The sequence below is a fragment of the Pseudarthrobacter sp. alpha12b genome (assembly GCF_054130495.1).
The window spans coordinates 2,131,264-2,157,708 of sequence record NZ_CP196746.1 but is presented as its reverse complement, the minus strand read 5'-3'; the positions used below and the strand labels follow the sequence as shown (position 1 = coordinate 2,157,708).

Below are 26,445 nucleotides of genomic sequence, written 5' to 3'. Positions count from 1 at the left end.
CCCGGCCCGGGGCCCGGACGCCCCTGGCGTTTAGTTGTTCTACAGAAGTACGAAGTACGGTTAAGACGTGTGGAAAACAGCCCTTAAGCCCCGATGGATCGCAGGCTTTATCTTCGCGATCGCGCTCTCCGGGGTCTTCGTGCTGTTGAGCCAGTGGCAGTTCGGCCGCTCCACCCAACCCGAAGTGCCGGTCAACCAGGCGTCAGAGCAGGTGCAGCCGCTCACCGGCACGCTCCAGCCGGGTGAGTTCTTCCACGGCAGCGTCGCCGACCAGATGGTCACCGCCCAAGGGACATACAGCCCGGACAAACAGGTCCTGGTTCCCGGCCGGCTCCATGACGGCAAGAGCGGCTACTGGGTGGTTTCGGCTTTTGCCGTCAACGGTGCCCCAACCCTGAGCGGAGCGGGCGCAACACCGCAGACTTGGATCCCCGTGGCACGCGGGTGGGTGGCCGAACCCCAGGATGCGGCAGCGCCGCCGTCGGGCCTGGTTGAACTGACGGGGCGCCTGCTGCCGTCCGAGGCGCCGGTGGCCGGGAAAGCTCCCAAGCCGGGGGAGGCCTCGGCTGTCTCCGTGGCGGAGCTCATCAACTACTGGGACGTGAGCAGCTACCCCGGTTTTGTGTCGGCCACGGCAGAGGTGGTGGGCGGCCAGGACGTCAGCGCCGCGGCCTTGACCGGAAAGCTCCTGCCGTTGGACATCGGACCGCAGCCGCCCGGGCAGCACATCAACTGGCTGAACCTCTTCTACTCCATCGAATGGGTGGTTTTCGCCGGCTTCGCATTCTTTATCTGGTGGCGGCTGGTCAAGGACGACTACCACCGGGACCTCGAGGAGGCCCTCGACCAGGAAGGCGGCGCCGCCCCCGAAGAGCACCAGCACGAAACGCATCAGCTTCCACAGCAACCTGAACAGAACCAGCAACCTGACCAGCACCAGCAGCCTGACCAGAACCAGCAGAAGGTACAGCCATGATTGATCCGAAACCGGCCACCCCGTCGTCGCAGGCATCCGGCGGCAAGACCGGAAAGAAGCGCCGCTTTGGCGGTACCGAGGCGCAGATCCGGTCGGCCCTGAAGTTCTACAAGGTCATGGCCTACCTGACCGGCACCATGCTGCTGCTGCTCTGCGCCGAACTCGTGGTCCGGTACGGCTTCGGGCAGTACCTGTTCGCCGGCGGCACCAACGCGGTGACCGGCCAGCCGTTCGGCTTCGGGTTCGCCGACGCGGAACCGCCGGGAGTGCTCAACGGCGTGAACATCTCCGTCACGGTCCTGATCGTGCACGGCTGGATGTACGTGGTGTACCTGATCTCCAACTTCCGCTTGTGGTCCCTGATGCGCTGGCCGTTCCTGAAGCTGGTCCTGCTGGCGCTGGGCGGCGTGGTGCCGTTCCTGTCGTTCATCGTAGAGAAGAAGTTCCACGCCGAGGTGGAGGCCGAACTGGCCGCCAACCCGCAGGCCCCGCAGCGCTACTAGCGGCGGCTGTACCGGCCGCTTAGGTGCCGGGCCCTGCGTGCGTCGGCCCCGCCGTCGTACGTCTGCTCCGTCACAGCGCGGCGTCTCAAGGTGCGCCGGTGCAAGGGCGCAAAGTAGGCTATTACGGTGACTACTCCCACTGCATCCCAGACTTCCCAGAAGCCGGTGCTGGTTGTTGATTACGGTGCCCAGTACGCGCAGCTGATTGCCCGCCGCGTCAGGGAAGCGAATGTGTATTCGGAAGTGGTTCCGCATACTTACTCCACCGAGCAGCTCCTGGCCAAGAACCCCGCCGCCATCATCCTGTCCGGCGGCCCCTCCAGCGTCTATGCCGACGGCGCCCCCAGCGTGGGTGCCGACCTCTTCGAAGCCGGCGTCCCCGTCTTTGGAATCTGCTACGGATTCCAGGCCATGGCCAATGCCCTGGGCGGCAAGGTGGACAAGACCGGCCTGCGGGAGTACGGATCCACGGAAACCACCATCCTGGGTGACGGCCGCTCGGTCCTTGAGGGCATGCCCCAGCACCAGAAGACCTGGATGAGCCACGGCGACTCCGTGCACGAGGCACCCGCAGGATTCGATGTCCTCGCCACCACGGCAGGTGCTGAAGTAGCAGCCTTCGCAAACGAGGAGAAAGGGCTCTTCGGCGTGCAGTGGCATCCTGAGGTCAAGCACTCCGCGTACGGCCAGCAGGTGCTGGAGAACTTCCTCTTCAAGGGCGCCAAGCTTGAGCCCAACTGGACCACCGGCAACATCCTGGAAGAGCAGGTGGAGCGCATCCGCCAGCAGGTGGGGGATGCACGGGTCATCTGTGGCCTCTCCGGCGGCGTGGACTCCGCAGTGGCGGCAGCCCTGGTCCAGCGGGCTGTGGGCGACCAGCTCACCTGCGTGTTCGTGGACCACGGACTGCTGCGTGAAGGCGAAGCAGAGCAGGTTGAGCGCGACTTCGTGGCCGCCACCGGGGTGAAGCTGTACGTGGCCAACGAACAGGAACGCTTCCTCTCGGCCCTCGCCGGTGTCAGCGATCCCGAAACCAAGCGCAAAATCATCGGCCGCGAATTCATCCGCGCTTTCGAAGAAGCCGAACTGGCCATCATCGCCGAGGCCGCTGCCCACGGCGAGAAGATCAAGTTCCTGGTCCAGGGCACCCTGTACCCGGACGTCGTCGAGTCCGGCGGCGGTGAAGGTGCCGCGAACATCAAGAGCCACCACAACGTGGGCGGCCTCCCCGAGGACCTGCAGTTCGAGCTCGTTGAGCCGCTGCGCGCCCTGTTCAAGGACGAGGTCCGCGCCGTGGGCGCACAGCTGGGCCTGCCCCAGGAGATCGTCGGCCGCCAGCCGTTCCCCGGCCCCGGCCTGGGCATCCGGATCGTTGGCGAGGTGACCAAGGAGCGGCTGGACCTGCTGCGCAAGGCGGACGCCATCGCGCGTGCCGAGCTCACGGCAGCCGGACTGGACAACGAGGTCTGGCAGATGCCCGTGGTCCTGCTCGCCGACGTGCGCAGCGTGGGTGTCATGGGCGACGGCCGCACCTACGGCCACCCCATCGTGCTCCGCCCTGTTTCCTCCGAGGACGCGATGACGGCCGACTGGTCACGCCTGCCCTACGACCTCCTGGCCCGGATTTCCAGCCGGATCACCAATGAGGTGGACGGCGTAAACCGCGTGGTGCTGGACGTTACCAGCAAGCCGCCGGGAACCATCGAATGGGAATAGCATCCTAAGTGGCCGGCCTCCGCCAGCGGGGGCCGGCCACTGCTTTTCCCGGATGAATCCACGGCGAATTGCCGTGCTCCAGTGTTGCGGTCTCTCAAGTCCGGCGCCGGACCGGCTACTCTCGAATCTATGCCGGTATGGTCCAGGGCGTCACGTGCAAACGCAGAAAAGAAGGCAGAAGTGTCAGTTGGTCAAGGCCACCCGGAAGGCTCGGAAGAGCTTCGTAAATGGCTGTCCGGGCTTAAACCCGTTACTGGCGCGGACACAATGCTGCGCTTCACCAAGACGCCCGAAGGCTCCATTGACCTGACATCGGCGCACCCCTCCGGGCTCGCCCAGCTCATGGCCGGGCGCCGCACACGTCTGTCCACGCTGATCCGTGACAGGCAGCAATATGTGGTGGCCGCCCGGGCTTCGCGCAACATCCGGTCCAAAATCTTCGAGCTCGCCAACGACCGCGGGATCGACGCCGGGTACCTGTCCGCGGGCACCGTGGTGTGGACGTCCGCCGTCGGGGGCAAACCCCAGCGGGTGTCCGCCCCGGTCATGCTGACCGCCATCTCCCTTACGGTGCGTCCGGGGGAGGATGACTTCGAACTTCAGCTCACCGAACAGGCCCACATCAACCCTGCCCTGGTGCGGCACCTGAAAAACATCCACGGGATCGTGTTTGACGTCAATGCCGTCACCCGCCTCGCCTACAGCACCGCGCGGTTCGACCCCCAGCCCGTCCTGGACCGGCTGGCCACCCTGATCCGGCCCATCCATGGCGCCGAAACCCAGCACAACTTGCTGGTTTCAACCTTTGCGGACCTTTCCGGCAACCTTGACGACCCCTGGATTAACGACTCCCACCCCATCGTTTCCTCGCTGGCCACTGCCGCCGGAGGCGAAGTGGTGGACGTCCAGGAGCCGGACCCGTCCCGCTTCCCGCACCTGGACAACAGGCACCCCAAGGACGAGTTGCTGCTGCTGGATGCCGACACGGACCAGCAGTACGTGGTTGATGCTGCCCGGGCCGGGGACTCCCTTGTGGTCAGCAGTCCGCCCGGAACCGGCCAGACCCAGACGGCAATCAACACCATCGGCGCCTTGGTGGATGCCGGCAAGACGGTGCTGGTGGTGGGCGACCGCCGTGCCAGCCTCAACGAGGTTTCCGGACACCTGGAAACACTGGGGCTGGAGTCCATCCTGTTCCAGCTCACCGGGAACGTCACCGCCCAACAGCTGAAGGGCCAGTTGGTGCGGGCGATCGTCCGCAACGAAAAGTCGCTGGAACCGCAGTTGGGGAACCTCCACAACACCCTGACCGAACACCGGCACGCGCTGATGGACCACGTGGCGTCGCTCCATAACGTCCGCGACAGATGGGGCTGCTCGCCGTACCAGGCCATGCAGTCACTCGCCCAGCTCACCTCCATCCACCCCGCCCCGGCCACCACCGTCCGGCTCAAGCGGAGCGTCCTGGACAGCATCCGGGACCGCGAGGAACTGGCAGGCAGGCTCCGCCGGGCTGCCGAACTGGGCAGCTTCAGCAAGGCTGCCACCACCAGCCCCTGGCACGGCGCCCGGCTGCTGACCCGCAAGGAGACCGAGGAAGCCCAAGACCTGGTCCGTTCCGTGGCCAAGAGCCTTCCCATCCTGCGCGACCGCATGCACGCCGTTGCGGAGCATGCCGAAATCCGCCTGGGCGAATCCTTCGCGGAGTGGGGTGAGCAGCTGGAACTGCTGGTCGCCGTCCGCGGCAGCCTGGACAAGTTCACCCCTGACATCTTCGACCGGCCCGTGACGGACCTGATCTCCGCCACGGCGCCGTCCGCGTGGCGGCGTGAGCGCGGCATCGAGCTGACCGCCATGCAGCGCTCCAGGCTGCGGCGGGTGGCCAAGGAATACGTGCGTCCGGGCGTTCACATCGCGGACCTGCACTCGTCCCTGGTGCTGGTCCAGGAACAGCGTGCCCTGTGGGCGGGCTATGCCACCACGCAGCGCCACCCTGCCGTCCCGTCCGGCCTCGCCGAAATGAACGCCATGTACCGGTCCCTGGACCAGGAGTTGGCAAAGCTGGGCGAGTCGCTGCGGCACACGGAGGACGGCGGGGCTCTGTCCACCGTCCCCTACGCGCAGCTGATGGATCGCCTGGAACGCCTGGTGGCAGACACCGACACGCTCAAGACGCTGCCCGAACGCACCCTCCTCATCGAGAACATGCGCGAGCACGGCCTGGGCGAACTCCTTGCCGACCTTGCCGAACGGGAAGTCCCGGAAGGATCCGTTGCCGCCGAGCTGGAGCTGGCCTGGTGGCAGTCAGCGCTGGAAGCGATGATCAGCGGTGACGACTACCTTGCCATGTCCGACGGCGACGCCCTCCGCCAGCTGGAAGCGGAGTACCGGCTCGCCGATAACGCGCACATCGCCAGCGGCGCCGCCCGCCTGCGGTGGGACCTCGCCGAGCGGTGGCGCACAGCCATCGCCGCCCAGCCGCGCCAGGCAGACCTCCTGCGCAGCCTGCTCAAGGACGGCCGGGTCTCCCTGCCGTCCCTTACCGCCCAGGCGCCCGAGCTGATCGGGACGCTGGTTCCGGTCTGGTCGGTCAGTCCGTACCTGATGACGGGCCTGCTTCCCGCCGAGCAGCACTTCGACGCCGTCGTCATCCTCGACGCGGAGGCCACGTCGCTGCAGGCTGTCCTTCCGTCGATCGCCCGGGCACGCCAGGTCATTGCCTTCGGCGACCCGCGCATCGCAACGCCGCGGACGTTCACCGTGGGTGTGGAGCGGCTTGCCCCCGGCGAGTCGGCCCACCACCGCGTGGAGAGCGCCTTCACCGCGCTCTCTGCCGTGCTGCCGGTGTGGCGGCTCAACGTGGTGTACCGCGCAGTGGACGAGGACCTGGTCCTGCAGCTGAGCAAGAACTTTTACGACGGCGGCCTGCGCCGGCTGCCGGAAGGACAGTCGGCCACGGGGCTGGACCGGTCCCTGCTGGTGGAATACCTGCCGGACGGCACCGGCCTGCCGAGCGCCGATCACGAGGGCGTGGAGTCCGTGGTTGCCGAGGTCAACCGGGTTGTGGAGCTGGTGTTTGAGCACGCCCGCCTGCGGCCGCGAACGTCACTCGCGGTGGTCACCGCCAGCCTGCGTCACGCCGCCAGGATCGGTGAGTCCATCCGGCTCCAGTTGTCCAACCAGCCGGGCCTGGCGGGATTCTTCGGTGCCGGCCCGGAGTCCTTCCGGGTGGTGGACCTGGAACGCGCCCAGGGCCTGGTGCGCGACCACGTGATTTTCTCGCCAGGATTCGGGCGCACCCCGCACGGCCGTGCGCTCCACAACTTCGGGCCGCTGTCTGCTGAGGGCGGCCGGGAGAAGTTTGCCCTGGCCATGACCCGGGCCCGCCGTTCCATGCACGTGCTCACCTGCTTCCGGCCCGAGGACCTGGACCAGACCCGGCTCACCCACGGGGCGGTGGACCTGTACGCACTGTTGGACCGGGAAATTGCCGGCAACACGGACCTCGGTACCCCGGCGTCCCGTGCCGCTGCCAGCGAACAGGCGCTTGGCGCGGACCCGTTGGTGGCGGACCTGGGGGAGCGGCTGCGTGCCCGCGGCGCCAGGGTCTGGCACCAGTACGACGGCGCCATCGATGTGGTTGCAGCGGCCGACCCCCTGAACACCATGGACCGCGATGATTCCGACATTCCCCGGCCCGTGGCTATCGAGTCCGACGGCACCGCGCAGTACCGCACCATGAGCGTGCGTGAACGCAGCAGGCTGCGCCCGCAACTGTTGGAACGCCTGGGCTGGCGGTACATGCCGCTGTGGACCATCGAGGTGTTCACGGACCCCTCCTCCTGCGCAGACCGCATTGCCGGCTACCTGGGCCTGGAAAAGATGGTGCTGCCGGGCAGGAACAGCCAGTCAGTCGGTTTCCTTGACGACGACGTCGACCAGGCGCTCAATGGAATTGGCGCAGCGCCCTCCGCCGGAGTTTCTTACCTGCCCCGGGATTCCGGCGCAGGGGGGAACAGCGAAAGTGGCAACCACGAGGCTGGGCCCATGACTGAGGAAGAAAGGCCTGGCGAAGACAGGCCTGAGGAAAACGGCCGCGAGGAAGACATGCGCCAGGACGAGAACAAGAACGGGCAGACGGAAACAGGAACTGACGGGGCAGCTCCTGCGGGCCCCGCAGGAGCTGCCCCGGTGTCCCCAGCGGTAACGGGCGGCACCGGGGAGATCCTCCCCAGCAAGGCCGCGGAAGACGACGCCCGCAGCTGGGGCGACCGGGAAGACGACCACGACACCTGGTTGAAGGAACAGAAACCGCCGCACTGGGGCTGACCGCCGCGTCCCGGCCCGCGGTTGGTGCCGGCTGGTCAGGGCGGCCCCACCATGACGAAGAACAGCCTGCCCTGCGTGGAGGCTCCGGCCAGGCGTGACGATTGTTCTGCGGTGGCTGCCACCACGATCAGTCCGTCCGTCTCCGAGGTGCCCAGCCATTGTCCGCTCTGGCCGCCCTTGTTCGAGGTCCACAGAACGGGGACGGCGGACGCCAACACCTCGGAGGGGCCCTGCTGGTCGAATCCGTTAGCTGATGTGAGCACCACGTTGACCAACTGGCCGGGGGAGACCAGCTGGATGGATGAGGCATCCGCCATACGCAGTGGAACTGCGGCTGAACCGGGCGGCGTACCTGCGAGAAGCCCGGGGCCCAGCATTTGGGCATCGGTGAGGAGCTGGCCCTTGCGCATGGGGGCGGCGAGCTGCCTGCCTGTGGCGGCGTCGCCATCCGTGAGGAAACCGTCCGCCACCATCCCTGGCGGTACCTGGACGCGGGCCACGTCCGCTTCAGTCACAGCGGTTCCGGCGGGAAGATCCCGCGCGGCGGCCAGTGCGGTGGCGGTGGAGAGCGGGGCGGGAGTGAGCTGCTGGACGGCCACGGCGGCAGCTGCGCACAACAGCAACGCAGCGGCGAGCCGGCGGTTGCGGCTCAACCAGCCGGCAACACGGGCGGGCAGGGGGCGCTTCCTCTGGCCGCGGCCGATGTTGGCGGTGCTGGTGGAATACCGGAGGCCGGCGCGGCGACGGCGGGGAAGTATGGGCATGCGCCCACGCTAGCTGCGGGCAGTGACGCAAGGGAGCCGGGACGACGGCTATGTGGACAGCGGCGGCCGGACGCTCGAACGCGCCGGCCGCCGTCGTGAAGACTGTGCTGCTTAACTCGCGGCGGATGCCGGCGCCGAAGCGGCGGGGGCGGCAGCGGGTGCAGCTGGAGCCGCGGCAGGTGCGGGGGAGACAGAGCTGCCCTTGGAGTCGCGGGAGTCCGTGCGGTAGAAACCAGAGCCCTTGAAGACGACGCCGACGCTGTTGAACTTCTTGCGCAACGTGCCCTGGCATTCAGGGCAGGACGTAAGGCTGCTGTCCGAGAACGACTGGACTATGTCGAAGGCGTGGCCGCAATCCTTGCAGGCGTAAGCATATGTTGGCACTGGTGCTCCTCCTCTTGGGCAAACGAGAGGTCCCGTGCTGCCAGCTGGTAATCCGTTAGCAGTCGCAGGGCCTGAGTGCTAATTCTATCACTGCGTCCGGTAGGCCCGGGCTCAGGCGCCGCCGGCCAGGGGCCGGTACCCGGAGGGTGTAAGGACACCCGGGACCGGCCGGTCGAATTCCTCGGCGGGAATCCGGCCGGCGGGAAGCAATTCGTCATCGTAGATAACAGCAGCCAACGGGATTTCCTTCCCTGCCGTGGCGAGGTGTCCCAGGAATTTGTCGTAGTACCCGCCACCCTGGCCAATCCTGTTGCCGGCAAGGTCCACGGCTGTTGCCGGAATGAAAAGCACTGCTGCATTGCCAGCCGTTTCCGGCCCGTGCCGGAGCCCCGTTGGTTCCAGGATGGGTGCATATTTGCTGCGCTCGAAGCCTGTGTCCGGGGTCCAGAACACCCAGCTCAACTCCCTGGCGGGTTCGCATACCGGCAGCAGGACCTTGTGGCCGCTGCGATGCAGGGCGTTGACCAGTGGCAGGGTGGGTGGCTCCTGGCCCACGCCAAGGTACACGCAGGCTATGCCGGGGCGGCCTTCCGTAACCAATCCGGCCCAGGCTTCCCCGTGGGTGGCCAGGGCCAGGCCCGCAGCTTCCAGCTGCGCCGGCGCCAGGCCTGCCCGCCGCTGCCGGTGGGTGGCCCGGATATCGTCCTTGACGGCGTTCGTCTCTTGCAGCATGTTGTCCTCCCTGCATCGCACGGCGTTCCACAGCCTCGAGCCGGGTGCCTGCCTGCCGTACTTGGTTACGGAAATACTTGACGCTGACGTTAGATTAGTCCGGTGAACACCAGTAAACCCAGAGTCCGCAAAGCCGTCATTCCCGCAGCGGGCCTGGGTACCAGGTTCCTGCCTGCCACCAAGGCGATGCCCAAGGAAATGCTTCCCGTCGTGGACAAGCCTGCCATCCAGTATGTGGTGGAGGAGGCCGTCCACGTGGGCCTCAACGACTTGCTGATGATTACCGGCCGCAACAAGCGGGCCCTCGAAGACCACTTTGACAGGGTGCCGTCCCTCGAATCGACCCTCCAGGACAAGGGCGATACGGAGAAACTTGCGTCCATCCAGGCAGCCAGCCAGCTCGGTGACATCCACTACGTCCGGCAGGGCGATCCCCACGGACTGGGGCATGCCGTCCTCCGGGCAAAGCAGCATGTGGGCGATGAAGCCTTCGCTGTCCTGTTGGGCGACGACCTCATCGATGCTCGCGACGAACTGCTCAGCATCATGATTGACGTGCAGGCGAAAACTGGAGGGTCCGTCGTCGCCCTCATTGAAGTGGAACCCTCACAGATCAGCGCCTACGGCTGCGCCGACGTCCAGGAGATAGACGGCGAAGACTACGTCCGCGTCAACCGGCTCGTGGAGAAGCCCTCGCCCGAGGAAGCGCCGTCCAACCTGGCGCTGATTGGACGTTATGTCCTGCACCCTGCCGTATTTGGCGTCCTCGAACACACTGCGCCGGGCCGTGGCGGCGAAATCCAGTTGACGGATGCCCTTCAGGAACTTGCGTCGGGTGAGGGTGAAGGGTATGGCGTATACGGCGTGGTATTCCGTGGCCGCCGTTACGATACCGGCGACAAGCTCAGCTACCTCAAAGCCTGTGTCCAGCTGGCTGTCGACAGCGATGACCTGGGGCCGGGCCTGCGGGAATGGCTGCCGGGCTTCACCGCCGGCCTTTCCCGGTAGCGGCGTGCGCACTGGTCCCATCTGGCCGGTCACCCTCGAATGCGGCGATCTGGTCCTGCGGCCCATCCGGTACCGCGACAAAAAGGAATGGACAGAGGTACGGTCGCGGAACAGCGAGTGGCTGGCGCCGTGGGAGGCCTCCAACCCGGACCCGGCCGGCGGACTTCCCGACTACCGGCACATGGTCCGCTCGCTCAATATTCAGGCGGCACAGGCCACAGCGCTGCCCTTCCTCATCACCGAGTGGAGGCCGGGCCTCCGGAACCCTGCGATCGTGGGCCAGCTGACGGTGTCTTCAATTGTCTGGGGTTCGGCCATGATGGCCACCTTGGGGTACTGGGTGGACCAGTCCCGGGCGGGGCGGGGGATTGCCCCCACGTCCGTGGCGCTGGTAACGGACCACTGCTTCCGGGCCCTTGGCCTGCACCGGATGGAAATCAACATCCGGCCTGAGAACGGACCAAGCCTCCGGGTGGTGGAAAAGCTGGGGTTCCGGGACGAAGGTTACCGGCCCCGTTTCCTGCACATCAACGGCAAATGGGCTGACCACCGTTCGTTCGCCCTCACCTCGGAAGAGGTCCCGGAAGGCTTGCTGGGCCCTTGGCTGGCGTCGCGCCGGTCATAAATCCAACCGTTTGCCGGTGGGGACACGACACACCGCAGCTAATGCGGCCTGAGCAGGCATGATGCTCATACGGTTTTGAGTGTGGACTTCCCCCTTAGCAGCTCAGTGATCCTTGTGGTTGCCGTCGCGCTCTGGATTGTATGGGTTGCCCCTTACGTCCTCCGGAACCGCAGGCACCAGTTCCAGCCCGCCGGCGACTTCCTGGCAGACGCCCCCGCGGAGGAAGGGCCGGACCCGCGCGCCGGCCTGGTCCTCAACGCCGCCGCCCAGCAGGAGAAAGCCATGGAACCCAGGAAGAGTGCTGCCGGCACTTCAAGCACCCCACCTGCGGCGCCGTTCCGCATCCGCTACGGCCGGACTGCCCTGGCCCTTGTGGGGCTGCTGTCCCTGGCCACCGCCTTCATTTCCGGTGTGCTGTTGCCCTTCGGTTTGGGCTCACCCTCGCTTCCGGTCGTCTGCACGGTGCTGACCGTGGGGTCCGTGGCCCTGCTGCGGTGGCTCGCCGTCCGCGACCGCAAGGCAAAGGTGGACGCCGCTTTCCGCTCGGCCATGAGTGCGCCGGCGCGCCGCCCGGAGGCGGCCGAAGCCATGCCTCCTAAGCCCCAGGCGATCCCGGCCCGGCCGGAAAGCCCGCTCTTCGACGCCGAGGCAGGCGCGCCCAAGGTCAAGCCGCTTACCGCTGTGGAACTCCGTGAAGCAGCCCTCGCCGTCGCCATAGCTGCCGGCGACACCAGCGCCGTGCCATCCGCGCCGGCAACGCCCGCCAGCACCCCCTGGGAGCCCGTGGAGGTCCCCAAGCCTGTCTATGTGGAGGCCCCGAAGGCAGAGCGTCCAGAGCCGCAGCCGCTTGAACTCCCGGAAGCGCCCAAAGCCGTTGGTAAGCCGTCACTGAAGCAGGGCGCGTCCGCAGCGCCGGCGGCAGAGGCGGCAGCTGCAGCGGAAGCACAGCAGCTGTCCAAGGCACAAAGCGCCCTCAGCAACCTCGACGACGTCCTTCAGCGCCGCCGCGCATAAGGCACGACGGCGGCCCGCACCATGGGTGCGGAAGTCCACTGGGCTCCAATTGGCGTTGGCCACGGATTATTTGTAGCCTAGGGACACCGGTTCCGCACCAACCTGGAGCACATTGCAGGGTGCGGCCAAATCCGGGGCTATAGCTCAGTTGGTAGAGCGCTTCGTTCGCATCGAAGAGGTCAGGAGTTCGAATCTCCTTAGCTCCACCAAAGCTGGTCCGCGAAACGCTGACGAATGCCCAATCCATTCCACAAGGGCGGGCCTAGAGTGGGCCCATGGGAATCATTATTGGACTTCTGGTCATCTGGCTCATCCTGTCCATCGTCGGCTTCGTCGTTAAGGGCCTCCTCTGGCTCGCCATCATCGGCTTGGTCCTGTTCGTCGCCACCGGCGTCTGGGGCTGGCTGAAGCGCAAAACCAACGCCTGACGGCAACCCCCGCCCGCCGGGCCGCTGGTTACCGGTCCGGCGAGCGGTGAACCCCTGACTGCCAAAGGACCCTAGCCCTTCAGCAGCAACGGCGCCACGCTGTCTCCATGAGTCTCCCGAAGCCGGCCGCCACTGCTGCTCTGCTGGTGCCGCGGGTCCGCCGAAGCACCGCCGCCAACCGCGCCCTGCACCCCGACCGCCCCTGGGTCCGGGCCGTTCGAATCCTTGTCGGGCTTTTCGTGCTCGCCGCCCTTGTCCAGAAGACGTTTGACGCCACCCTCCCCGGCAACGATGTGGATGTTCCCCAGTTGTACTCGGAGTTCACCGTGCAGGGGAACCTTGCCTTGGGGCTCGTTCTAATCGTTTCAGGAGTCCGGCGGCGGAACCGGCTGCCGCTGTGGTGGGACCACCTCTTCGGTGCACTGGCCCTGTACCTGGTGATGACGGGGATTATCTATGTGGTGCTGGTCGCTCCGCCGGGGGAGCCGTGGTGGAGCTGGGATCTGTACTGGCCCCAGATGGTCCACCACCGCCTCGCCCCGCTGGTGACGGCACTTGACTGGCTCCTGGTCACAAGGACGGTCCGCGGGTCGTGGTGGCGGCCCGTTGCCTGGCTGGCCTACCCGGTGGCGTTCCTCGCGTTCTCCTGGATCCGTGGCGGCCTCGACGGGTGGTACGTCTACGACTTTCTCGATCCAACCCTCGACGGCGGGTGGGCCAGGGTATTCGTTGCCACCGCCCAGGTGCTGGTTGCGTTCCTGGCTGTCTCGGTCCTGGTCCACGCGGCGGGCAACGCACGGGCGGCGCTGGCGGCCGGAAAGGCTGGCCGGGCCGAAACCCCTAGATCCAGCCCTTCTTCTTGAAGATGCCGTACATGAGGCCCCCTGCAGCAACCATGAGGACCAGTGCATAGGGGTAGCCGAAGAACCAGTGGAGCTCGGGCATATTGTCGAAGTTCATCCCGTAGATTCCAGCTACAAATGACGGCGCGAACAGGATTGCTGCCCAGGATGAGATCTTCTTGACCTGTTCATTCTGCTCCGCGCTGGCCTCGTTCTGCCGGTTGGCAGTCAGGGTTCCGTCCAGGGTCAGGGCGTTCTGCAGCAAATCCCGGAATGAGTCTGCCCGGGAAATCACCCGTTCTACGTGGTCCTCAACGTCGCGCAGGTTATGCCTCAGCTCAGTTTCCACCGCGTACTTCTCGAAGCCCCGCTTCAGCTGGTCCAGCATTTCCGGCAGGGGGTGGATGGCACGCTGGAACTGGATGACTTCCCGGGCGAGCTCATAGATCCGTCGTGATACAGAGGAATCGCCACTGAACAGCTGGTCCTCAATCTCGTCAATATCGTTCTCCAGCCCTGCCACCACCGGCGCGTAGTCATCCACCACACGGTCCAGCAGGGCGTACAGCACTGCTTCGGGCCCGTGCTGGAGGAGGTCCGGCCGTCCCTCCAGCCGCTGCCGCACCCTGGCAACACCCGCCGTTTCGGCATGCCGCACGGTCACTACGAAGTTCTTCCCGGTGAAGACGTGGAGTTCGCCGAACTCCACGGTTTCGTCGGCATCCACGTACCGGGCCGGCCGCAGGACGGTGAACAGGTTGTCGTCGTAACGCTCAAGCTTGGGCCGCTGGTGGGCCGAGACGGCATCCTCCACCGCCAGGGCGTGGAGCCCGAACTCGGTGGCGACGGCGGTCATCTCCTCCGCCGTGGGACGGTAGAGGCCGATCCATGCCATGCCGCCATGCCGGGCCAGCGTCTCAAAGGTCTGCTCCAGGCTCTCGGGCTCGGCGTGGCGGACGCCGTTGACGTAGACGGCGTTATCGATGATGGTCATTCAGGAAATCCTAGCCGGGGACGCGGCACTGCTGAGACCGCTGATAAGAGGCTCCGTCCGGTACGGGATGTGGGTGTGCAGGGCCAGGACGGTCTCTGTCCGGATGACTCCCTTGATCCTCAGGACTTGCCGCAGGGACGACTGGAGGTTGTGCGTGTCGGTGGCAACCACCCGGCACCAGACGTCCCCGCGGCCGGATATTTCATGGACTTCAAGGACCTGCGGGATGAGCCGCAGCGCCGCCACGACGCCGTCGAGCTCGCGGTGGGAAACCTCGATGGTCACGAAGGCCACCACGTCATAGCCCACCGCCTCAAGGTCGACCTCACGGCCGCCCGGGCGCAGCACCCCGGCGCGGAGCAGGCGCCGCACGCGCGACTGCGCCGTGTTGCGGGCGATGCCCAGGGACTCGCTGAGCTCACCGATCTGGATCCGGGGATCCCTGATGAGGGCCAGGAGGATTTTCAGGTCTGTCGGGTCCAGCTTGTTCAAGATCGTCACTCTCCATCACGGGGGGATCCGCATGTTGATGATTTTGCTCAATTATCCACTCAATGTTGGATGCGTCGCGCAGCCGTGCCGCACTCTTGAACCAACACAGTTGTATCCGCGTTGGGCTCCCACAAGGACCACCCGCCGCGGCGACCCTTAAGGCGGCACAATGACGGTTTTCAGCGAATTGCGCATGCGCCCGGTAATGGCCACGGCCAGCGGGTGGAATGCCTCCACCACCGCGCGGCTGGTGATTTCCGGAGCGGCCATCTTCATGCTCCTGGTGGGCGCCAACCTTGCCACGCCGCTGTATCCGCTGCTGCAGGCCCACCTGGGGCTGTCAAGCCTGGAAGTGACCGCCGCGTTCGCCAGCTACGTCCTGGCGCTGGTGGGAACGCTGCTTCTGGCCGGGCACTGGTCGGACCATATCGGCCGGCGCGCCGCCCTCCTGGTCGCTGTGCTGACCGGGCTGGCAGGCGGCTGGATCTTTGCCGAAGCCCAGTCTTTGGCCGCCCTGTGCGCCGGCCGGGCCCTGCAGGGTATGGCCGTTGCGCTTGCCACGGGGGCCAGCGCGGCTGCCCTGCGTGAACTGCTGCCGTCCCGGCCGGAGTGGGCATCGCGCTTTACGTTGCTGGCGTCTTCAGGGGGAGTGGCAGCCGGCCCCGTCATTGGCGGCCTGCTGTCCCTGCTTCCGGGTGCCACCACAGCTCCGTACGTGGTCCATTCGCTCCTCCTGGCCGGGCTCCTGGTGCCGCTCTACCTGATCCGTGCCCGGCCGGCAATCATGGTTCCCGCGGTGTCCCGGCCGCTGCACGCGCTGGCACCGCGCCGGCCTTTCGTGTCGCGCCAGGCGAGGGGCGCTTTCTGGCTGGCCTCCGGCGTCGGCTTCCTGAGCTTTGCCGTGTTTGGTTTCTCCCTGTCACTGGCCCCGGGCTATTTCGCGCAGGTCCTGGGCACGGACTCGCGGCCGCTGATCGGTGTTTTGGCGGGCCTGCCGCTTGGGGCGTCGGCACTGAGCCAGTTGGTGACCGTTCGCGGGCGCCTGACCGTGCCCGCCGGCCTGGCCGTGCTGGGCGTCTCCGTCATGCTGCTGGGCGCCGCCGGCGCCTGGCACAATCCCCTGATGCTGGTGGGCGCCGCCGTTGCCGCGGGGCTGGGGCAGGGGCTGGCGTTCCGGACCGTCTTCAATGAGGTGGCAGCCAGGGTGGAAGCGGCCCGCCACGCGCAGATCATCAGCACCGTCTACGTCATCACCTACCTGGGGAGCGCAGTGCCGGTCCTGGGCCTGGGCTGGGCCAGCGCCGCGTTCGGCATGGCCGCGGCGGTGCAGGGCTTCGTCCTGCTGTGCGGCACGGCAGCACTCGCGCTTGCTGCCGCGACAGCGGTCCAGGCGGCGAGGCAGCAGGCAACCGCCTGAGCAGTGGCATCGGCAGCGGGCCCTGGCGCCGCTCCCTGCGGCTAGTCCGGAAGCGGGCCGTGGTTGCCTTGGATGTGTTCGAAGACAAGGGTGGTTTCCGTGTGGCCCACTACGGGGTCGGTGGCCAGGTTGTCCAGTACCCAGTCCCGCAGGTCTTCGGTGCTTCCGACGGCGATGTGCAGCAGGTAGTCCACCGAGCCCGAGGTGTGGAAGGTGGAAAGCACGGCCGGCAGGTGCGGCACGCGTGCGGTGAAGCGGTCTATCTGGTCGCGGTCGTGGGCGCGAAGCCGGACAGCCACGAGTGCCTGCACGGACCTGCCGATGGCTGACAGGCTCAGCTTCGCCTCGTAGCCCTGGACGATGCCCCGCTCCGAAAGTGCCCGGGTCCGCATCAGGGCTGTGGACGGCGCAATCCCCACCATCTCGGCGAGCTGCTTGTTGGAGATCCTGGCATCGGCCACGAGGGCCGCCAGGAGGCGCTCGTCAATGGCGTCCAGCGGCTCCAGGTGCGCCCCTGGCCTGGTGTTCCTGGCATTCGTACTCACGGCGGTTCCTTCCAAGCGGTCCTCAGTTCATCCTAGACCGCAGAATCGCCGCCATCCGCGCAGCAGACGCGCGTCCTGCCGAACATCCACACCACCGTTCGGCCGCCTGAAGCTGAATAATTCGCGTGCCGTGCGCCGATGTCAGGAGGTGCGCTCCGTCCGGGGATGGACGACGGCGACAGTTGCGGCAGTCAGGCACGCCAGGACCATGACGGCTCCCGCAAGGGCGCTCCAGCCCCAGGCCTGGAAGACCAGGCCGCCGGCCCAGCCCAAGAGGCTGGAACCGAGGTAGTAGGCAAGGTTGTACAGCGACGCCGCCTGGGCCCGGCCAGTCCTGGCGATGGCGCCGGTCCAGCCGGAGCCGATGCTGTGGGCTGCGAAGAAACCACCGGTGAACACCACCAGCCCGGACAGGATCAGTACCAGGGATGGCGTGAGGGTCAGGGCCAGTCCGCCCAGGGCGAGGGCAAGGCCTGCCAGCAGCACATTGCGGCGCCCGTACCTGGTGGTCATCCCCGCGGCCCAGCGGGAGGAGAAGGTGCCGGACAGGTAGGCCAGGAAGATCAGGCTGATCACCGTGGCCGGCAGCCCGAACGGCGCACCGGACAACCTGAAGCCCAGGTAGTTGTAGACGGCCACGAACCCGCCCATCATCAGGAACGCCTGCGCGTAGAGGGCCAGCAGCCTGACATTTCCCAGGTGCCTGCCGAGCGTCTTGATGGCATTGCGGAGGCCCGAGGCCTGGGCGGGGACAAAGCCCCTGGCCCGCGGCACCAGGACAAGGAACGCGACGGCGGCCAGCGTCGCCAGCAGGGAAACGGCCAGGGCTGCCGACCGCCAGCCCCAGAGTTCGCCGGCCGGTCCCGCCACCAGCCGTCCGGACAGTCCTCCCAACGTGGTGCCGGCGACGTAGCTTCCTGCCGCAAGCGCGGCGTGGGCCTTGCTGACCTCCTCGTTGAGGTAGGCAATGGCGATGGCGGGAATGCCTCCCAGCGCCATTCCTTCAAGGAGCCGCAGGACCAGCAGCATGGTGAAGTTGGTGGACATCGGCACCAGCAGCCCCAGGACGGTGGCCGCGGTGATGCCCCACATCATGGCCTTCACCCGGCCGATCCGGTCCGCCAGGAAGGACCAGGGAATCACCGTGGTGGCGAGGCCCACAGTGGCCAGGGAGATGGTGAGGGCGGCCTCGGCAGCCGTAATGCGAAGGTCGGCCGCCAAGAGGGGCAGGACCGCCTGGGTGGAGTAGAGCTGGGCGAAAGTGGCCACGCCCGCGCAGGACAGGCCGGCCAGGATCCGCCCGTAGGCCCTGGATCCTTTGGTATGGCCGTTCCAGATGGGGGAAGCGTCAATGCCGGCGCTTGCATTCTGTGGCATCAAGCCAGAGTAGTCCGCCGGCGATGAATGCCTCCAATGCATGCTTCATGCCAAACTGATAGCAAAATCAGATCGTTCACCGGCAAGGAGGAAGGGTTCCATGGAACCGGACCGCAAACAGCTGGCGCAGCTGCTGCCACTCCTGCCGGTGCTTGCCGAGCTGGGGCGGACTGAACATGTGACGGAGACGGCGGAACTCCTCGGGGTACCCCAGTCGACGGTGAGCAGGGCACTGGCGAGGGCCAGCGCCGCCGTCGGCACCGAACTAGTGGTCCGGGACGGCCGCGGGGTCCGCCTAACGCCTGCCGCCCGCACGCTGCTGCCCTATATTGAGCAGGCGCTCGCGGAGTTCCAGACCGGTCTGGACCTGGTCCGGAATGAGTCCCACGTGGTCAGGGGCACCGTGTCCGTGTCGTTCCAACACACCTTCGGCGAGGCCACCCTGCCACTGCTGATCAGTGCCTTCCGGGCACGGCATCCAGGGACGGGATTCCGGCTCAGCCAAGGCGCCCGGAGCACCTGCCTGGAAGAATTGTCATCCGGTGGGGCCGACCTTGCCCTGACCGCACCCGTGGCTCCGCCAGGCAAAAACCTCGATTCGGCGCCGCTCTACCGCGAGCCGCTCCGCCTGGTGGTGCATCATGCCCATCCGCTCGCGCGGCAGCGGATGGCGCGGCTGGCCGACATCCGGACGGAGCCGGTGGTTGTGCTGGGGCCCGGCTACGGGCTGCGATCGCTGACGGACGCACTCTTCCGCGAGGCCGGGTACCGCCCGCGGATCGCCTTCGAAAGCCAGGATTCACACACCGTCCGGGGGCTGGTCTCGGCGGGACTGGGCGTCAGCATCCTGCCGCCGGGCGGCGACGCTCCCGGCCGGACCCCTCGTCCTGAAACGGGAGACCTGGGGTGGGTGGAACTGCCGCTGGACTCAGCGCTCGCCTTCCGTGAAGTGGGCGTGAGCTGGCGGCGCCGGAAACCGGAAAGTGAGCCGGTTCCGGCAAGGCTTTTCCGGGAGTTGGTGGTGGCACAGGGGCCGGGCTTGTTGGCGGGACTGGTCACCCGGGCAGGCCGTTGAGCCGGGAAAGATCGTCCGACGACGGCAGGCGGCAGCGAGTGCCCCGGCGGCTGGGCGCCAACCACCGCGCGGCAAGTACCCTTGTGACGTGACGAACACCCAGAACCCCTCCGCCAGTTCTGTCGAGCATGCTGCGGGCGCAGCTGGCAAACAATTGCACGGCATCACGATTGGGCTGGACATTGGCGGCACCAAGACGCACGGCATTCGCTTCGAGGACGGCCTCCCCGTCGCTGACGAGTCGGCCGGGAGCTCCAACGTCCAGAACGTCAGCCGCGAGCAGGCGGCACGCAACCTGGCGGACCTGTTTGCCAGGATAGGCGGCGGGCATGTGGACCGGGTGTACGCGGGGTCCGGCGGAATCGATACCGATGAGGACGCGGCCGCCCTGGCTGCCCTGATCCAGCCCCTGGCCCCGGGAGCGCGCGTCACCGTTGTTCACGACTCCCGCCTGCTGCTGGCCGCTGGCCGCGCCGCCACCGGAGTAGCGGTCATTGCGGGCACCGGCTCGGCCGCCTGGGGACGCAATGCCGACGGCGGCGAGGCCAGGGCCGGCGGCTGGGGATACCTGCTGGGGGATGAAGGCAGCGGTTACTGGCTGGGCAGGGAAGCGGTGCGGCACAGTCTGCGCAGGATGAACCAGGGCCTGCCGATTGACCAGCTCACGGCGGCTCTCCTGGCATCCTGCGGGCTGGACCATCCCAACAAGCTCATCGCACTGTTTCACTCACCGGACACGGGAAGGCGCTTCTGGGCACAGCAGGCCAGGCACGTTGTGGAAGCCGCTGCGTCCGGGCACCAGGACAGTGCAACTTTGCTGGAACAGGCCGGGCAGGACCTCGCGGCGTTGGCTGGCCAAGTGTTGGCCCAGCTGAAGATCCAGGGCCCCGTAATCCTGGGCGGTGGACTGGGCATGAACGTGGCGCCGCTGCAGGAGTCATTCCGGCGGAACCTTGAAGCAGCCGGTGTGACGGACGTCAGGGTGCTGGACCAGGAACCGGTGTTCGGCGTGCTGCAGCTGCTGGCAGAACCCGCTTAGCCCACGGAGCGCTTCCGGGGCGTCAGCCGGACGCCGGGGAGCGGGGGAGCCGGGATGCGGCCGGCCTCCGCCCCGGCATCCGGGCCGTGGCCGGGCACCAGGCCGTAGCGGGCCGCAGCCGTTTCAGCATCGGGCAGCCCGGCCTGCGCTTCCCAATCCTCCCGGGCCTGTTCCACTTCGTCATGGGTGCGGCCCACGAAGTTCCACCACATCAGCAGTTCCTCACCAAACGGCTCACCGCCAATCAGCAGGAACCTGGTGCCCGGGAGCGCCTCCACCCTCAGTTCGCTGCGGCCGGTGCCAAGGTAGCCCAGCGGTCCCGCCGGGAGGCCCTGTCCGTCCACCGCCAGGCCGCCGTCGAGCACTAATATGCCGTGCTCAAAGCTGGGGTTCAGGGGCACCGCCGCGTCCCCTTCGCAGGAAATGTCCGCGCCGACGATCGGCGAAAACACCGTTGCAGGGGACACCACCCCTGCCAACTCTCCCACCATGACCGTGGCCGTGAAGCCCCGGCCGTTGGCTCGCGGCAGTTCCCTGTGCTGTTCAAATGCCGGCTCCCGGTGGCGGTCCCCGTCAGGAAGGGCAATCCAGAGCTGCAGGCCCCGCTGCAGCGGCAACTCCCCGCCGTCGGCAGGCAGCACAGCGAACTCGGAGTGCGATACGCCCTGGCCCGCCGTCATGATGTTCAACTCTCCGGGGCGCACCACCACATCGCTGCCCACGCTGTCCCGGTGGCGGATGTGCCCCGCCAGCGGCCACGTCACGGTCTGCAATCCGATGTGGGGATGGGGAAGGACGGACATTGCGGTCCGGTCCGGGCCAAAGCTGTCCAGGAAGCACCAAGCCCCGATTGTGGGGAGTCCGCGCTGGGGCAATGTGCGCTTGACGTTCATGGCGCGGACCCCGCCCAGCGGCACCTCCCGTTCGGGCCACAGCTGCAGGCAGGGTCCGGACGTCCCTCCTTCAGTAGCGGGCGGACAAACTTCCTCCTGCGGCGAAACTTCCAAGTTGGTCACGGCTCCACTTTAGGCCCGCCCACGGCTGCCGGACAGGAGCCGCCAAACAGCCGGATCCGGGAAACCCATCCGCTGCGGCCGGGGTACCGAATGGTTACAGTAGGGATTCCTTTGCGCGGATTAGGGCCTCAGCTGCTGAAGCCTGCCCCCGTTTGGGCTACCGTAACTATCAGCGTGCTTATGGCAATGTCGCGGTGCTGTGATCAGCCCGTCCAAGAGAACAGGTTAGTCCGCACCATGGACCAGGCGATGATCGAGTTCCAAAGCGTTACCAAGCAGTACCCCGGCGGCCAGCCGGCCGTGGACGCGTTGTCCATGTCCATCGCCAAAGGTTCAGTTACCGTCTTCGTGGGCCCTTCCGGCTGCGGAAAAACCACGTCCCTCAGGATGATCAACCGCATGGTGGAACCCACCTCAGGGACCATCACCGTGGACGGCCGGGATGTCACCTCCGTACCGGCGGCTGAACTGCGCCGGTCCATGGGCTACGTGATGCAGTCGGCCGGTCTGCTGCCGCACCGCTCGGTCCTGGACAACATTGCCACCGTTCCGCGGCTGAACGGGGTTTCGAAAGCGGAGGCCCGCAGGCGGGCGCAGGAGCTCCTGGACGTGGTGGGCCTGGCCCACTCCCTGGGCGGCCGCTACCCGTCGCAGCTTTCCGGCGGCCAGCAGCAGCGCGTCGGCGTGGCGCGCGCCCTCGCCGCGGACCCGCCCGTGCTCCTCATGGATGAGCCGTTCAGCGCAGTGGATCCCGTGGTCCGCGACGAACTGCAGCAGGAGCTGCTGCGCCTGCAGAAGGACCTTGCCAAGACCATCGTTTTCGTGACGCACGATATTGATGAAGCCACCATCCTTGGCGACAAGGTGGCAGTCTTCGCCACCGGCGGCAAGCTGGCCCAATACGCCTCGCCGGAGGAAATCCTGAGGGCGCCCGCAAACAACTTCGTGGCGTCCTTCGTGGGGCGCGACCGTGGCTTCCGCCACCTGGGTTTCACCCCGTCCGACGGCGTGGCGATCCACCCGGTGCCCACGATCATCCGTGCTTCCGGAGGCTACCAGTCGGATTCCAGCGCTGCCGGCGGGTGGCAGCTGGTGGTGGATGCGGACAGGCATCCGCTGGGCTGGTCGGCACCGGGCACGGAGACTGAACTCGTTCCCGGCGGCTCGCTGTTCCGGCCGGGGGAGAGCCTCCGCCGGGCCCTGGACGCCGCCTTGTCCTCGCCGTCCGGCCTCGGCGTCGCCGTGGATGCCGAAGGCGTGGTCCTGGGTGTGGTCCGCGGCGGTGAGGTCCTGGCATTGATCGAGGAAGCGCGCCAGGTGCGGCAGGCTGCCCTCTGATGGAATGGTTCCTGGCCAACACCGGCATGATCCTGGAGCGCGGCGGCCAGCACCTGGTGCTGGCACTCGTTCCCATGGTCCTGGGCCTGCTCATTTCCATCCCGCTGGCGCAGGTGGCCCGGCAGAACAGGGCCCTCCGCTCCGTGGTACTGACGGCGTCCTCCCTCCTGTACACCATCCCGTCGCTGGCGCTGTTCATCATCCTCCCCACCATCCTGGGCACCCGGATCCTTGATCCCCTCAACGTGGTGGTGGCACTGACCATCTATGCCGTGGCACTGCTGGTGCGCGCGGCCCTCGATGCCTTCGACTCCGTGGACGCCGACGTCAGCCAGGCCGCGCAGGCCATGGGTTTCAAACCTTTGGCCCGTTTCCTGCAGGTCGACCTGCCGCTTTCCTTGCCGGTCATGTTCGCCGGATTGCGGGTGGTCTCCGTCAGCAACATCTCGCTGGTCAGCGTTGCGGCCCTGCTGGGCGTCGGCAACCTTGGCATGCTCTTCACCGACGGGCTCCAGCGGGACTTCGTCACCGAGGTGGTGGTGGGCATCATCGCCATCCTGGTCCTCGCGCTGCTGATGGACGCCGTCCTTGTCCTCCTGGAGCGCGTCCTCACCCCGTGGGAGCGGGCGGTAAGGCCGCAGGACCACGGGACCCAGCGCACCCTTGCGGGAACACCCGCCGCTGGTGATCGGGCCACGTCTCCGGCTGGTGATGCAGCATGAGCAACGTGTTCGCCGATACCTTCGCCTGGCTTGCCGAGCCGATGCACTGGACCGGAAGCATGGGCATCCCCGCCCGGCTGGGGGAGCACCTGCAATACACCGGACTCGTGATGCTGATCGCCACCGCCATCGCCGTCCCCGTCGGGCTCTTCGTCGGCCACACGGGAAGGGGCCGGGTGGCCGTCGTCGCACTGGCCGGCGCCCTGCGCGCCCTGCCCACCCTTGGCCTGCTTATTCTTTTCGTGCTGCTGGCCGGCATTGGGCTGATGCCCCCGGTCTGGGCCCTGGTGATCCTCACGGTACCCCCGCTCCTGGCCGGGACGTATGCCGGAATTTCCAGTGTGGACCGGAACGTGGTGGACGCCGCCCGGGCCATGGGCATGACCGAACTGCAGGTCCTGTTCCGGGCCGAGCTACCCAATGCCCTCACTGTCATGTTCGGCGGCTTCCGGACCGGCGTGCTGCAGGTGATCGCCACCGTCTCCGTGGTTGCCTACATTAACCTGGGCGGCCTGGGCCGCTATCTCTTCGACGGCCTTGTCCTCAGCGACTTCCCCCAGATGCTGGGAGGTTCCCTCCTCATCGCCGTGCTGGCCATCGCCGTCGACCTTGTCCTGTCCCTGTTCCAGAGGCGTTTCCTGGCACCAGGGGCCTCAAAACTGTCCCGCCGCAGCCAGGAGGCTGCGGTTGATCTCACAGACCCCGTTGTCGCGGAGACTGTTGTACAAGGAGGTAAGTCATGAAAGATAGCCGTCCCCAGCGCCTCGGCAGGCGGGCGTTCAGCGGCCTGGCCGCCGGGCTTGGCCTGGCAGTGGCGCTGTCCGCCTGCGGAGGTTCGTCCGATCCGCTGAAAAACGCCCCGGCCTCCAGCGCCGGAGCTTCCGGCGGAGCCACGTCCCTGGTGGTGGGCTCCGCCGACTTCCCGGAGAGCCAGATCATCGCCGAACTCTACGCCGGTGCGCTGAACGCCAACGGAATCACGGCCACCACCAAACCGAACATCGGTTCCCGCGAGGTCTACTTCAAGGCCGTCCAGGACGGTTCAGTGGATGTGGTGCCGGACTACAGCGGCAACCTGCTGCTGTACGTGGACAAGGAAGCCAAGGAAGTCTCCGCAGGGGACATTGCCAAGGCCCTGCCGGGCAAGCTCCCGGACGGGCTCGGCGTCCTGGACGTTTCCAAGGCGGAGGACAAGGACGCCATGGTGGTGACTAAGGCAACCGCGGAGAAGTACCAGCTGAAGTCCATTGAGGACCTGGCCAAGGTCTGCAGCGAGATCGTCGTGGGCGCCCCGGCCACCTTCGCCGAGCGCGCCTACGGGCTGCCCGGGCTGAAGAAGAACTACAACTGCGAACCCAAGAAGCTGGAGCCCTTCAGCGACGGCGGCGGCCCGGTGACGCTCAAGGCGCTGCTGGAGAACCAGGTGCAGGTGGCCGACATCTACACCACCACGCCGTCCATCGCGGACAACGATCTGGTGGTGCTGGAGGATCCCAAGAACAACTTCATCGCCCAGCAGGTCCTGCCGCTCTACAACAAGGCCAAGATGACGGACAAGGCCAAGCAGGCGCTGAACTCGGTGTCCAGCACCCTCACCACGGATGACCTGATCAACCTCAACCGGGCGGTCAGCGGCAGCCAGAAGCAGGACGCCAAGACTGCGGCCAACGCATGGCTGAAGGACAAGGGAATCGTCAAGTAGATTCCCGTTGCCTGCGCGCAGGGGCAGGGGACACGTTGGTGAGCACGACGGCGGCTGCCGGACTTTTGAAGGTCCGGCAGCCGCCGTCGGCCGTGTGGCGGATGTCTCAACGGCCATGCATCCTTCCTGTGGCATATTTGAGGGATGGCAGAATTCAGGCAGTCCACGAAGCTCAACAACGTCCTTTATGACATCCGTGGACCGATCCTTGAGGCCGCCCAGCAGATGGAGGCGGAGGGCCACCGGATCCTCAAGCTGAACATCGGAAACCCGGCGCCGTTCGGTTTCGAGGCGCCGGACGCCATCCTGGTGGACATGATCCGCCACCTGCCCCATGCCCAGGGCTACAGCGATTCCCGCGGCATCTTTTCCGCGCGCACCGCCGTCTCGCAGTACTACCAGACCCGGGGAATCCAGAACATCCACGTTGACGACATCTACCTGGGCAACGGTGTCAGTGAGCTGATCACCATGTCCCTGATGGCGCTGCTGGATTCAGGCGACGAAGTCCTCATCCCCACCCCGGACTACCCGCTATGGACGGCATCCGTGGCGCTCGCCGGCGGCAAGCCCGTCCATTACCTCTGCGATGAGGAATCCGGCTGGCAGCCTGACCTTGAGGACATGGAAGCCAAGATCACGCCCCGCACCAAGGGCATCGTGGTGATCAACCCGAACAACCCCACCGGCGCCGTGTACCCGGAAGAGACCCTGAAGCGCATCGTGGCCCTTGCCGAGAAGCACGGCTTGGTGATTTTCGCCGACGAGATCTACGAGAAGATCCTGTACGAGGACGCCGTCCATGTGAACCTGGCCGGCCTCACCGGCGACCATGTCCTGTGCCTGACCTTCAGCGGGTTGTCCAAGGCTTACCGTGTGTGCGGCTACCGGGCCGGCTGGATGGCCATTTCCGGGCCCAAGAAGGATGCCGCCGACTACCTCGAAGGCATCAACCTCCTGGCCAACATGCGCCTGTGCGCCAACGTCCCGGCCCAGCACGCCATCCAGACCGCGCTGGGCGGCTACCAGAGCATTCAGGACCTCATCCTCCCCGGCGGCAGGCTGCTGGAGCAGCGCAACAAGGCCTATGACATGCTGAACGCCATCCCGGGCGTCAGCACGCAGCAGGCCCGTGGCGCCCTCTACCTGTTCCCGAAGCTCGACCCCGAGGTCTACCACATCCGGGACGACGAAAAGTTTGTGCTCGACCTCCTGCGGGAACAGAAGATCCTGGTCTCCCACGGCCGGGCCTTCAATTGGGTGCGCCCGGACCACTTCCGCATGGTGACGCTGCCCAACGTCAAGGACATTGAGGAAGCCATCGGGCGCATGGGGGACTTCCTAAGCAGGTACCAGGGGAACTAGCCTGTGCTCACGGGCCGCCGGGCCCGTGTACCCCTTGCGGAA

25 protein-coding genes and 1 tRNA gene are annotated in these 26,445 nt (G+C 66.7%); 18 read left to right on the top strand and 8 right to left on the bottom strand.

The window, feature by feature from the left end; translation table 11 throughout:
• Nucleotides 1-67 precede the first annotated feature (67 nt).
• From ACTAQI_RS09825 to ACTAQI_RS09810, 4 genes are all read left to right on the top strand, one after another.
• Nucleotides 68-976, top strand: a complete 909-nt coding sequence (locus ACTAQI_RS09825) for an SURF1 family protein (protein ID WP_457950813.1) — start codon at nucleotides 68-70, stop codon at nucleotides 974-976.
• Complete coding sequence (locus ACTAQI_RS09820) at nucleotides 973-1,479, top strand: DUF3817 domain-containing protein (RefSeq protein WP_457950812.1); 507 nt, start codon at nucleotides 973-975, stop codon at nucleotides 1,477-1,479. The genes ACTAQI_RS09825 and ACTAQI_RS09820 overlap by 4 nt, the downstream gene beginning before the upstream one ends.
• Before the next feature lie 126 nt (nucleotides 1,480-1,605).
• Nucleotides 1,606-3,195 (top strand): glutamine-hydrolyzing GMP synthase, encoded by a 1,590-nt coding sequence (gene guaA, locus ACTAQI_RS09815; protein WP_159631439.1) that lies wholly within the window; start codon nucleotides 1,606-1,608, stop codon nucleotides 3,193-3,195.
• 129 nt (nucleotides 3,196-3,324) lie between these two features.
• On the top strand, nucleotides 3,325-7,524 hold the full coding sequence (locus ACTAQI_RS09810) for an AAA family ATPase (RefSeq protein WP_457950811.1): 4,200 nt from the start codon (nucleotides 3,325-3,327) through the stop codon (nucleotides 7,522-7,524).
• A 35-nt stretch (nucleotides 7,525-7,559) separates the two neighbouring features.
• Here the strand turns inward: ACTAQI_RS09810 and ACTAQI_RS09805 are convergent, their stop codons facing one another.
• The 3 genes from ACTAQI_RS09805 to ACTAQI_RS09795 form a co-directional block, all read right to left on the bottom strand.
• On the bottom strand, nucleotides 7,560-8,288 hold the full coding sequence (locus ACTAQI_RS09805) for an RcpC/CpaB family pilus assembly protein (protein ID WP_457950810.1): 729 nt from the start codon (nucleotides 8,286-8,288) through the stop codon (nucleotides 7,560-7,562).
• Nucleotides 8,289-8,399: 111 nt separating this feature from the next.
• Nucleotides 8,400-8,672, bottom strand: a complete 273-nt coding sequence (locus ACTAQI_RS09800) for an FmdB family zinc ribbon protein (RefSeq protein ID WP_457950809.1) — start codon at nucleotides 8,670-8,672, stop codon at nucleotides 8,400-8,402.
• Nucleotides 8,673-8,783: 111 nt separating this feature from the next.
• Nucleotides 8,784-9,404 carry a 5-formyltetrahydrofolate cyclo-ligase gene (locus ACTAQI_RS09795; RefSeq protein WP_457950808.1) on the bottom strand — a complete coding sequence of 207 codons (621 nt, stop codon included), beginning with the start codon at nucleotides 9,402-9,404 and terminating at the stop codon, nucleotides 8,784-8,786.
• Nucleotides 9,405-9,506: 102 nt separating this feature from the next.
• Here ACTAQI_RS09795 and galU point away from each other — a divergent pair, with 102 nt between their 5' ends.
• The 6 genes from galU (at nucleotide 9,507) to ACTAQI_RS09765 (ending at nucleotide 13,342) form a co-directional block, all read left to right on the top strand.
• Nucleotides 9,507-10,412, top strand: a complete 906-nt coding sequence (galU, locus tag ACTAQI_RS09790; protein WP_457950807.1) for a UTP--glucose-1-phosphate uridylyltransferase GalU — start codon at nucleotides 9,507-9,509, stop codon at nucleotides 10,410-10,412.
• A 4-nt stretch (nucleotides 10,413-10,416) separates the two neighbouring features.
• Complete coding sequence (locus tag ACTAQI_RS09785; RefSeq protein WP_457950806.1) at nucleotides 10,417-11,037, top strand: GNAT family N-acetyltransferase; 621 nt, start codon at nucleotides 10,417-10,419, stop codon at nucleotides 11,035-11,037.
• Between the two features lie 105 nt (nucleotides 11,038-11,142).
• Complete coding sequence (locus ACTAQI_RS09780) at nucleotides 11,143-12,051, top strand: hypothetical protein (RefSeq protein WP_457951031.1); 909 nt, start codon at nucleotides 11,143-11,145, stop codon at nucleotides 12,049-12,051.
• 133 nt (nucleotides 12,052-12,184) lie between these two features.
• Nucleotides 12,185-12,260 (top strand) — tRNA-Ala (locus ACTAQI_RS09775).
• Between the two features lie 66 nt (nucleotides 12,261-12,326).
• Nucleotides 12,327-12,479 carry a hypothetical protein gene (locus tag ACTAQI_RS09770; RefSeq protein WP_175316385.1) on the top strand — a complete coding sequence of 51 codons (153 nt, stop codon included), beginning with the start codon at nucleotides 12,327-12,329 and terminating at the stop codon, nucleotides 12,477-12,479.
• 107 nt (nucleotides 12,480-12,586) lie between these two features.
• On the top strand, nucleotides 12,587-13,342 hold the full coding sequence (locus tag ACTAQI_RS09765; protein WP_457950805.1) for a Pr6Pr family membrane protein: 756 nt from the start codon (nucleotides 12,587-12,589) through the stop codon (nucleotides 13,340-13,342).
• Here ACTAQI_RS09765 and corA read toward each other — a convergent pair.
• Together corA and ACTAQI_RS09755 are read right to left on the bottom strand one after the other, a co-directional pair.
• Entirely contained in the window at nucleotides 13,320-14,315 is a 996-nt protein-coding gene (gene corA, locus ACTAQI_RS09760; protein ID WP_457950804.1) for a magnesium/cobalt transporter CorA, read from the bottom strand. The genes ACTAQI_RS09765 and corA overlap by 23 nt on opposite strands.
• Nucleotides 14,316-14,807, bottom strand: coding sequence for an Lrp/AsnC family transcriptional regulator (locus ACTAQI_RS09755; RefSeq protein WP_457951030.1), 492 nt, complete (start codon nucleotides 14,805-14,807; stop codon nucleotides 14,316-14,318). It abuts the gene before it with no gap.
• A 169-nt stretch (nucleotides 14,808-14,976) separates the two neighbouring features.
• Between ACTAQI_RS09755 and ACTAQI_RS09750 the strand changes: the two genes are divergently transcribed.
• Complete coding sequence (locus ACTAQI_RS09750; protein WP_457950803.1) at nucleotides 14,977-16,224, top strand: MFS transporter; 1,248 nt, start codon at nucleotides 14,977-14,979, stop codon at nucleotides 16,222-16,224.
• Nucleotides 16,225-16,265: 41 nt separating this feature from the next.
• Here ACTAQI_RS09750 and ACTAQI_RS09745 read toward each other — a convergent pair whose 3' ends face one another.
• Nucleotides 16,266-16,769: an Lrp/AsnC family transcriptional regulator gene (locus ACTAQI_RS09745; protein WP_026265760.1), complete on the bottom strand. Its 504-nt coding sequence runs from the start codon at nucleotides 16,767-16,769 to the stop codon at nucleotides 16,266-16,268.
• Nucleotides 16,770-16,910: 141 nt separating this feature from the next.
• Entirely contained in the window at nucleotides 16,911-18,146 is a 1,236-nt protein-coding gene (locus ACTAQI_RS09740; protein ID WP_457950802.1) for an MFS transporter, read from the bottom strand.
• Nucleotides 18,147-18,246: 100 nt separating this feature from the next.
• On the opposite strand from ACTAQI_RS09740, the gene ACTAQI_RS09735 reads away from it, so the two are divergent.
• The gene (locus ACTAQI_RS09735) at nucleotides 18,247-19,221 is read left to right on the top strand and encodes a LysR family transcriptional regulator (RefSeq protein WP_457950801.1); all 975 of its coding nucleotides are present in this window, start codon (nucleotides 18,247-18,249) and stop codon (nucleotides 19,219-19,221) included.
• An 88-nt stretch (nucleotides 19,222-19,309) separates the two neighbouring features.
• Nucleotides 19,310-20,260 carry an N-acetylglucosamine kinase gene (locus ACTAQI_RS09730; protein ID WP_457950800.1) on the top strand — a complete coding sequence of 317 codons (951 nt, stop codon included), beginning with the start codon at nucleotides 19,310-19,312 and terminating at the stop codon, nucleotides 20,258-20,260.
• Here ACTAQI_RS09730 and ACTAQI_RS09725 read toward each other — a convergent pair.
• On the bottom strand, nucleotides 20,257-21,276 hold the full coding sequence (locus ACTAQI_RS09725; RefSeq protein WP_457950799.1) for a pirin family protein: 1,020 nt from the start codon (nucleotides 21,274-21,276) through the stop codon (nucleotides 20,257-20,259). The two genes, ACTAQI_RS09730 and ACTAQI_RS09725, sit on opposite strands and share 4 nt — an antisense overlap.
• Before the next feature lie 237 nt (nucleotides 21,277-21,513).
• Between ACTAQI_RS09725 and ACTAQI_RS09720 the strand changes: the two genes are divergently transcribed.
• The 5 genes from ACTAQI_RS09720 to ACTAQI_RS09700 all read left to right on the top strand — a co-directional run bounded on the left by ACTAQI_RS09720 (nucleotide 21,514) and on the right by ACTAQI_RS09700 (nucleotide 26,403).
• Nucleotides 21,514-22,614, top strand: a complete 1,101-nt coding sequence (locus ACTAQI_RS09720; protein ID WP_457950798.1) for an ABC transporter ATP-binding protein — start codon at nucleotides 21,514-21,516, stop codon at nucleotides 22,612-22,614.
• Nucleotides 22,614-23,336 (top strand): ABC transporter permease, encoded by a 723-nt coding sequence (locus tag ACTAQI_RS09715; RefSeq protein WP_457950797.1) that lies wholly within the window; start codon nucleotides 22,614-22,616, stop codon nucleotides 23,334-23,336. The genes ACTAQI_RS09720 and ACTAQI_RS09715 overlap by 1 nt, the downstream gene beginning before the upstream one ends.
• Nucleotides 23,333-24,079 carry an ABC transporter permease gene (locus tag ACTAQI_RS09710; RefSeq protein WP_457950796.1) on the top strand — a complete coding sequence of 249 codons (747 nt, stop codon included), beginning with the start codon at nucleotides 23,333-23,335 and terminating at the stop codon, nucleotides 24,077-24,079. Before ACTAQI_RS09715 ends, ACTAQI_RS09710 begins: the two co-directional genes overlap by 4 nt.
• Nucleotides 24,076-25,038: an ABC transporter substrate-binding protein gene (locus ACTAQI_RS09705; protein ID WP_457950795.1), complete on the top strand. Its 963-nt coding sequence runs from the start codon at nucleotides 24,076-24,078 to the stop codon at nucleotides 25,036-25,038. Before ACTAQI_RS09710 ends, ACTAQI_RS09705 begins: the two co-directional genes overlap by 4 nt.
• Nucleotides 25,039-25,182: 144 nt before the next feature.
• Complete coding sequence (locus tag ACTAQI_RS09700) at nucleotides 25,183-26,403, top strand: pyridoxal phosphate-dependent aminotransferase (RefSeq protein ID WP_457950794.1); 1,221 nt, start codon at nucleotides 25,183-25,185, stop codon at nucleotides 26,401-26,403.
• The last annotated feature ends 42 nt before the right edge of the window (nucleotides 26,404-26,445 follow it).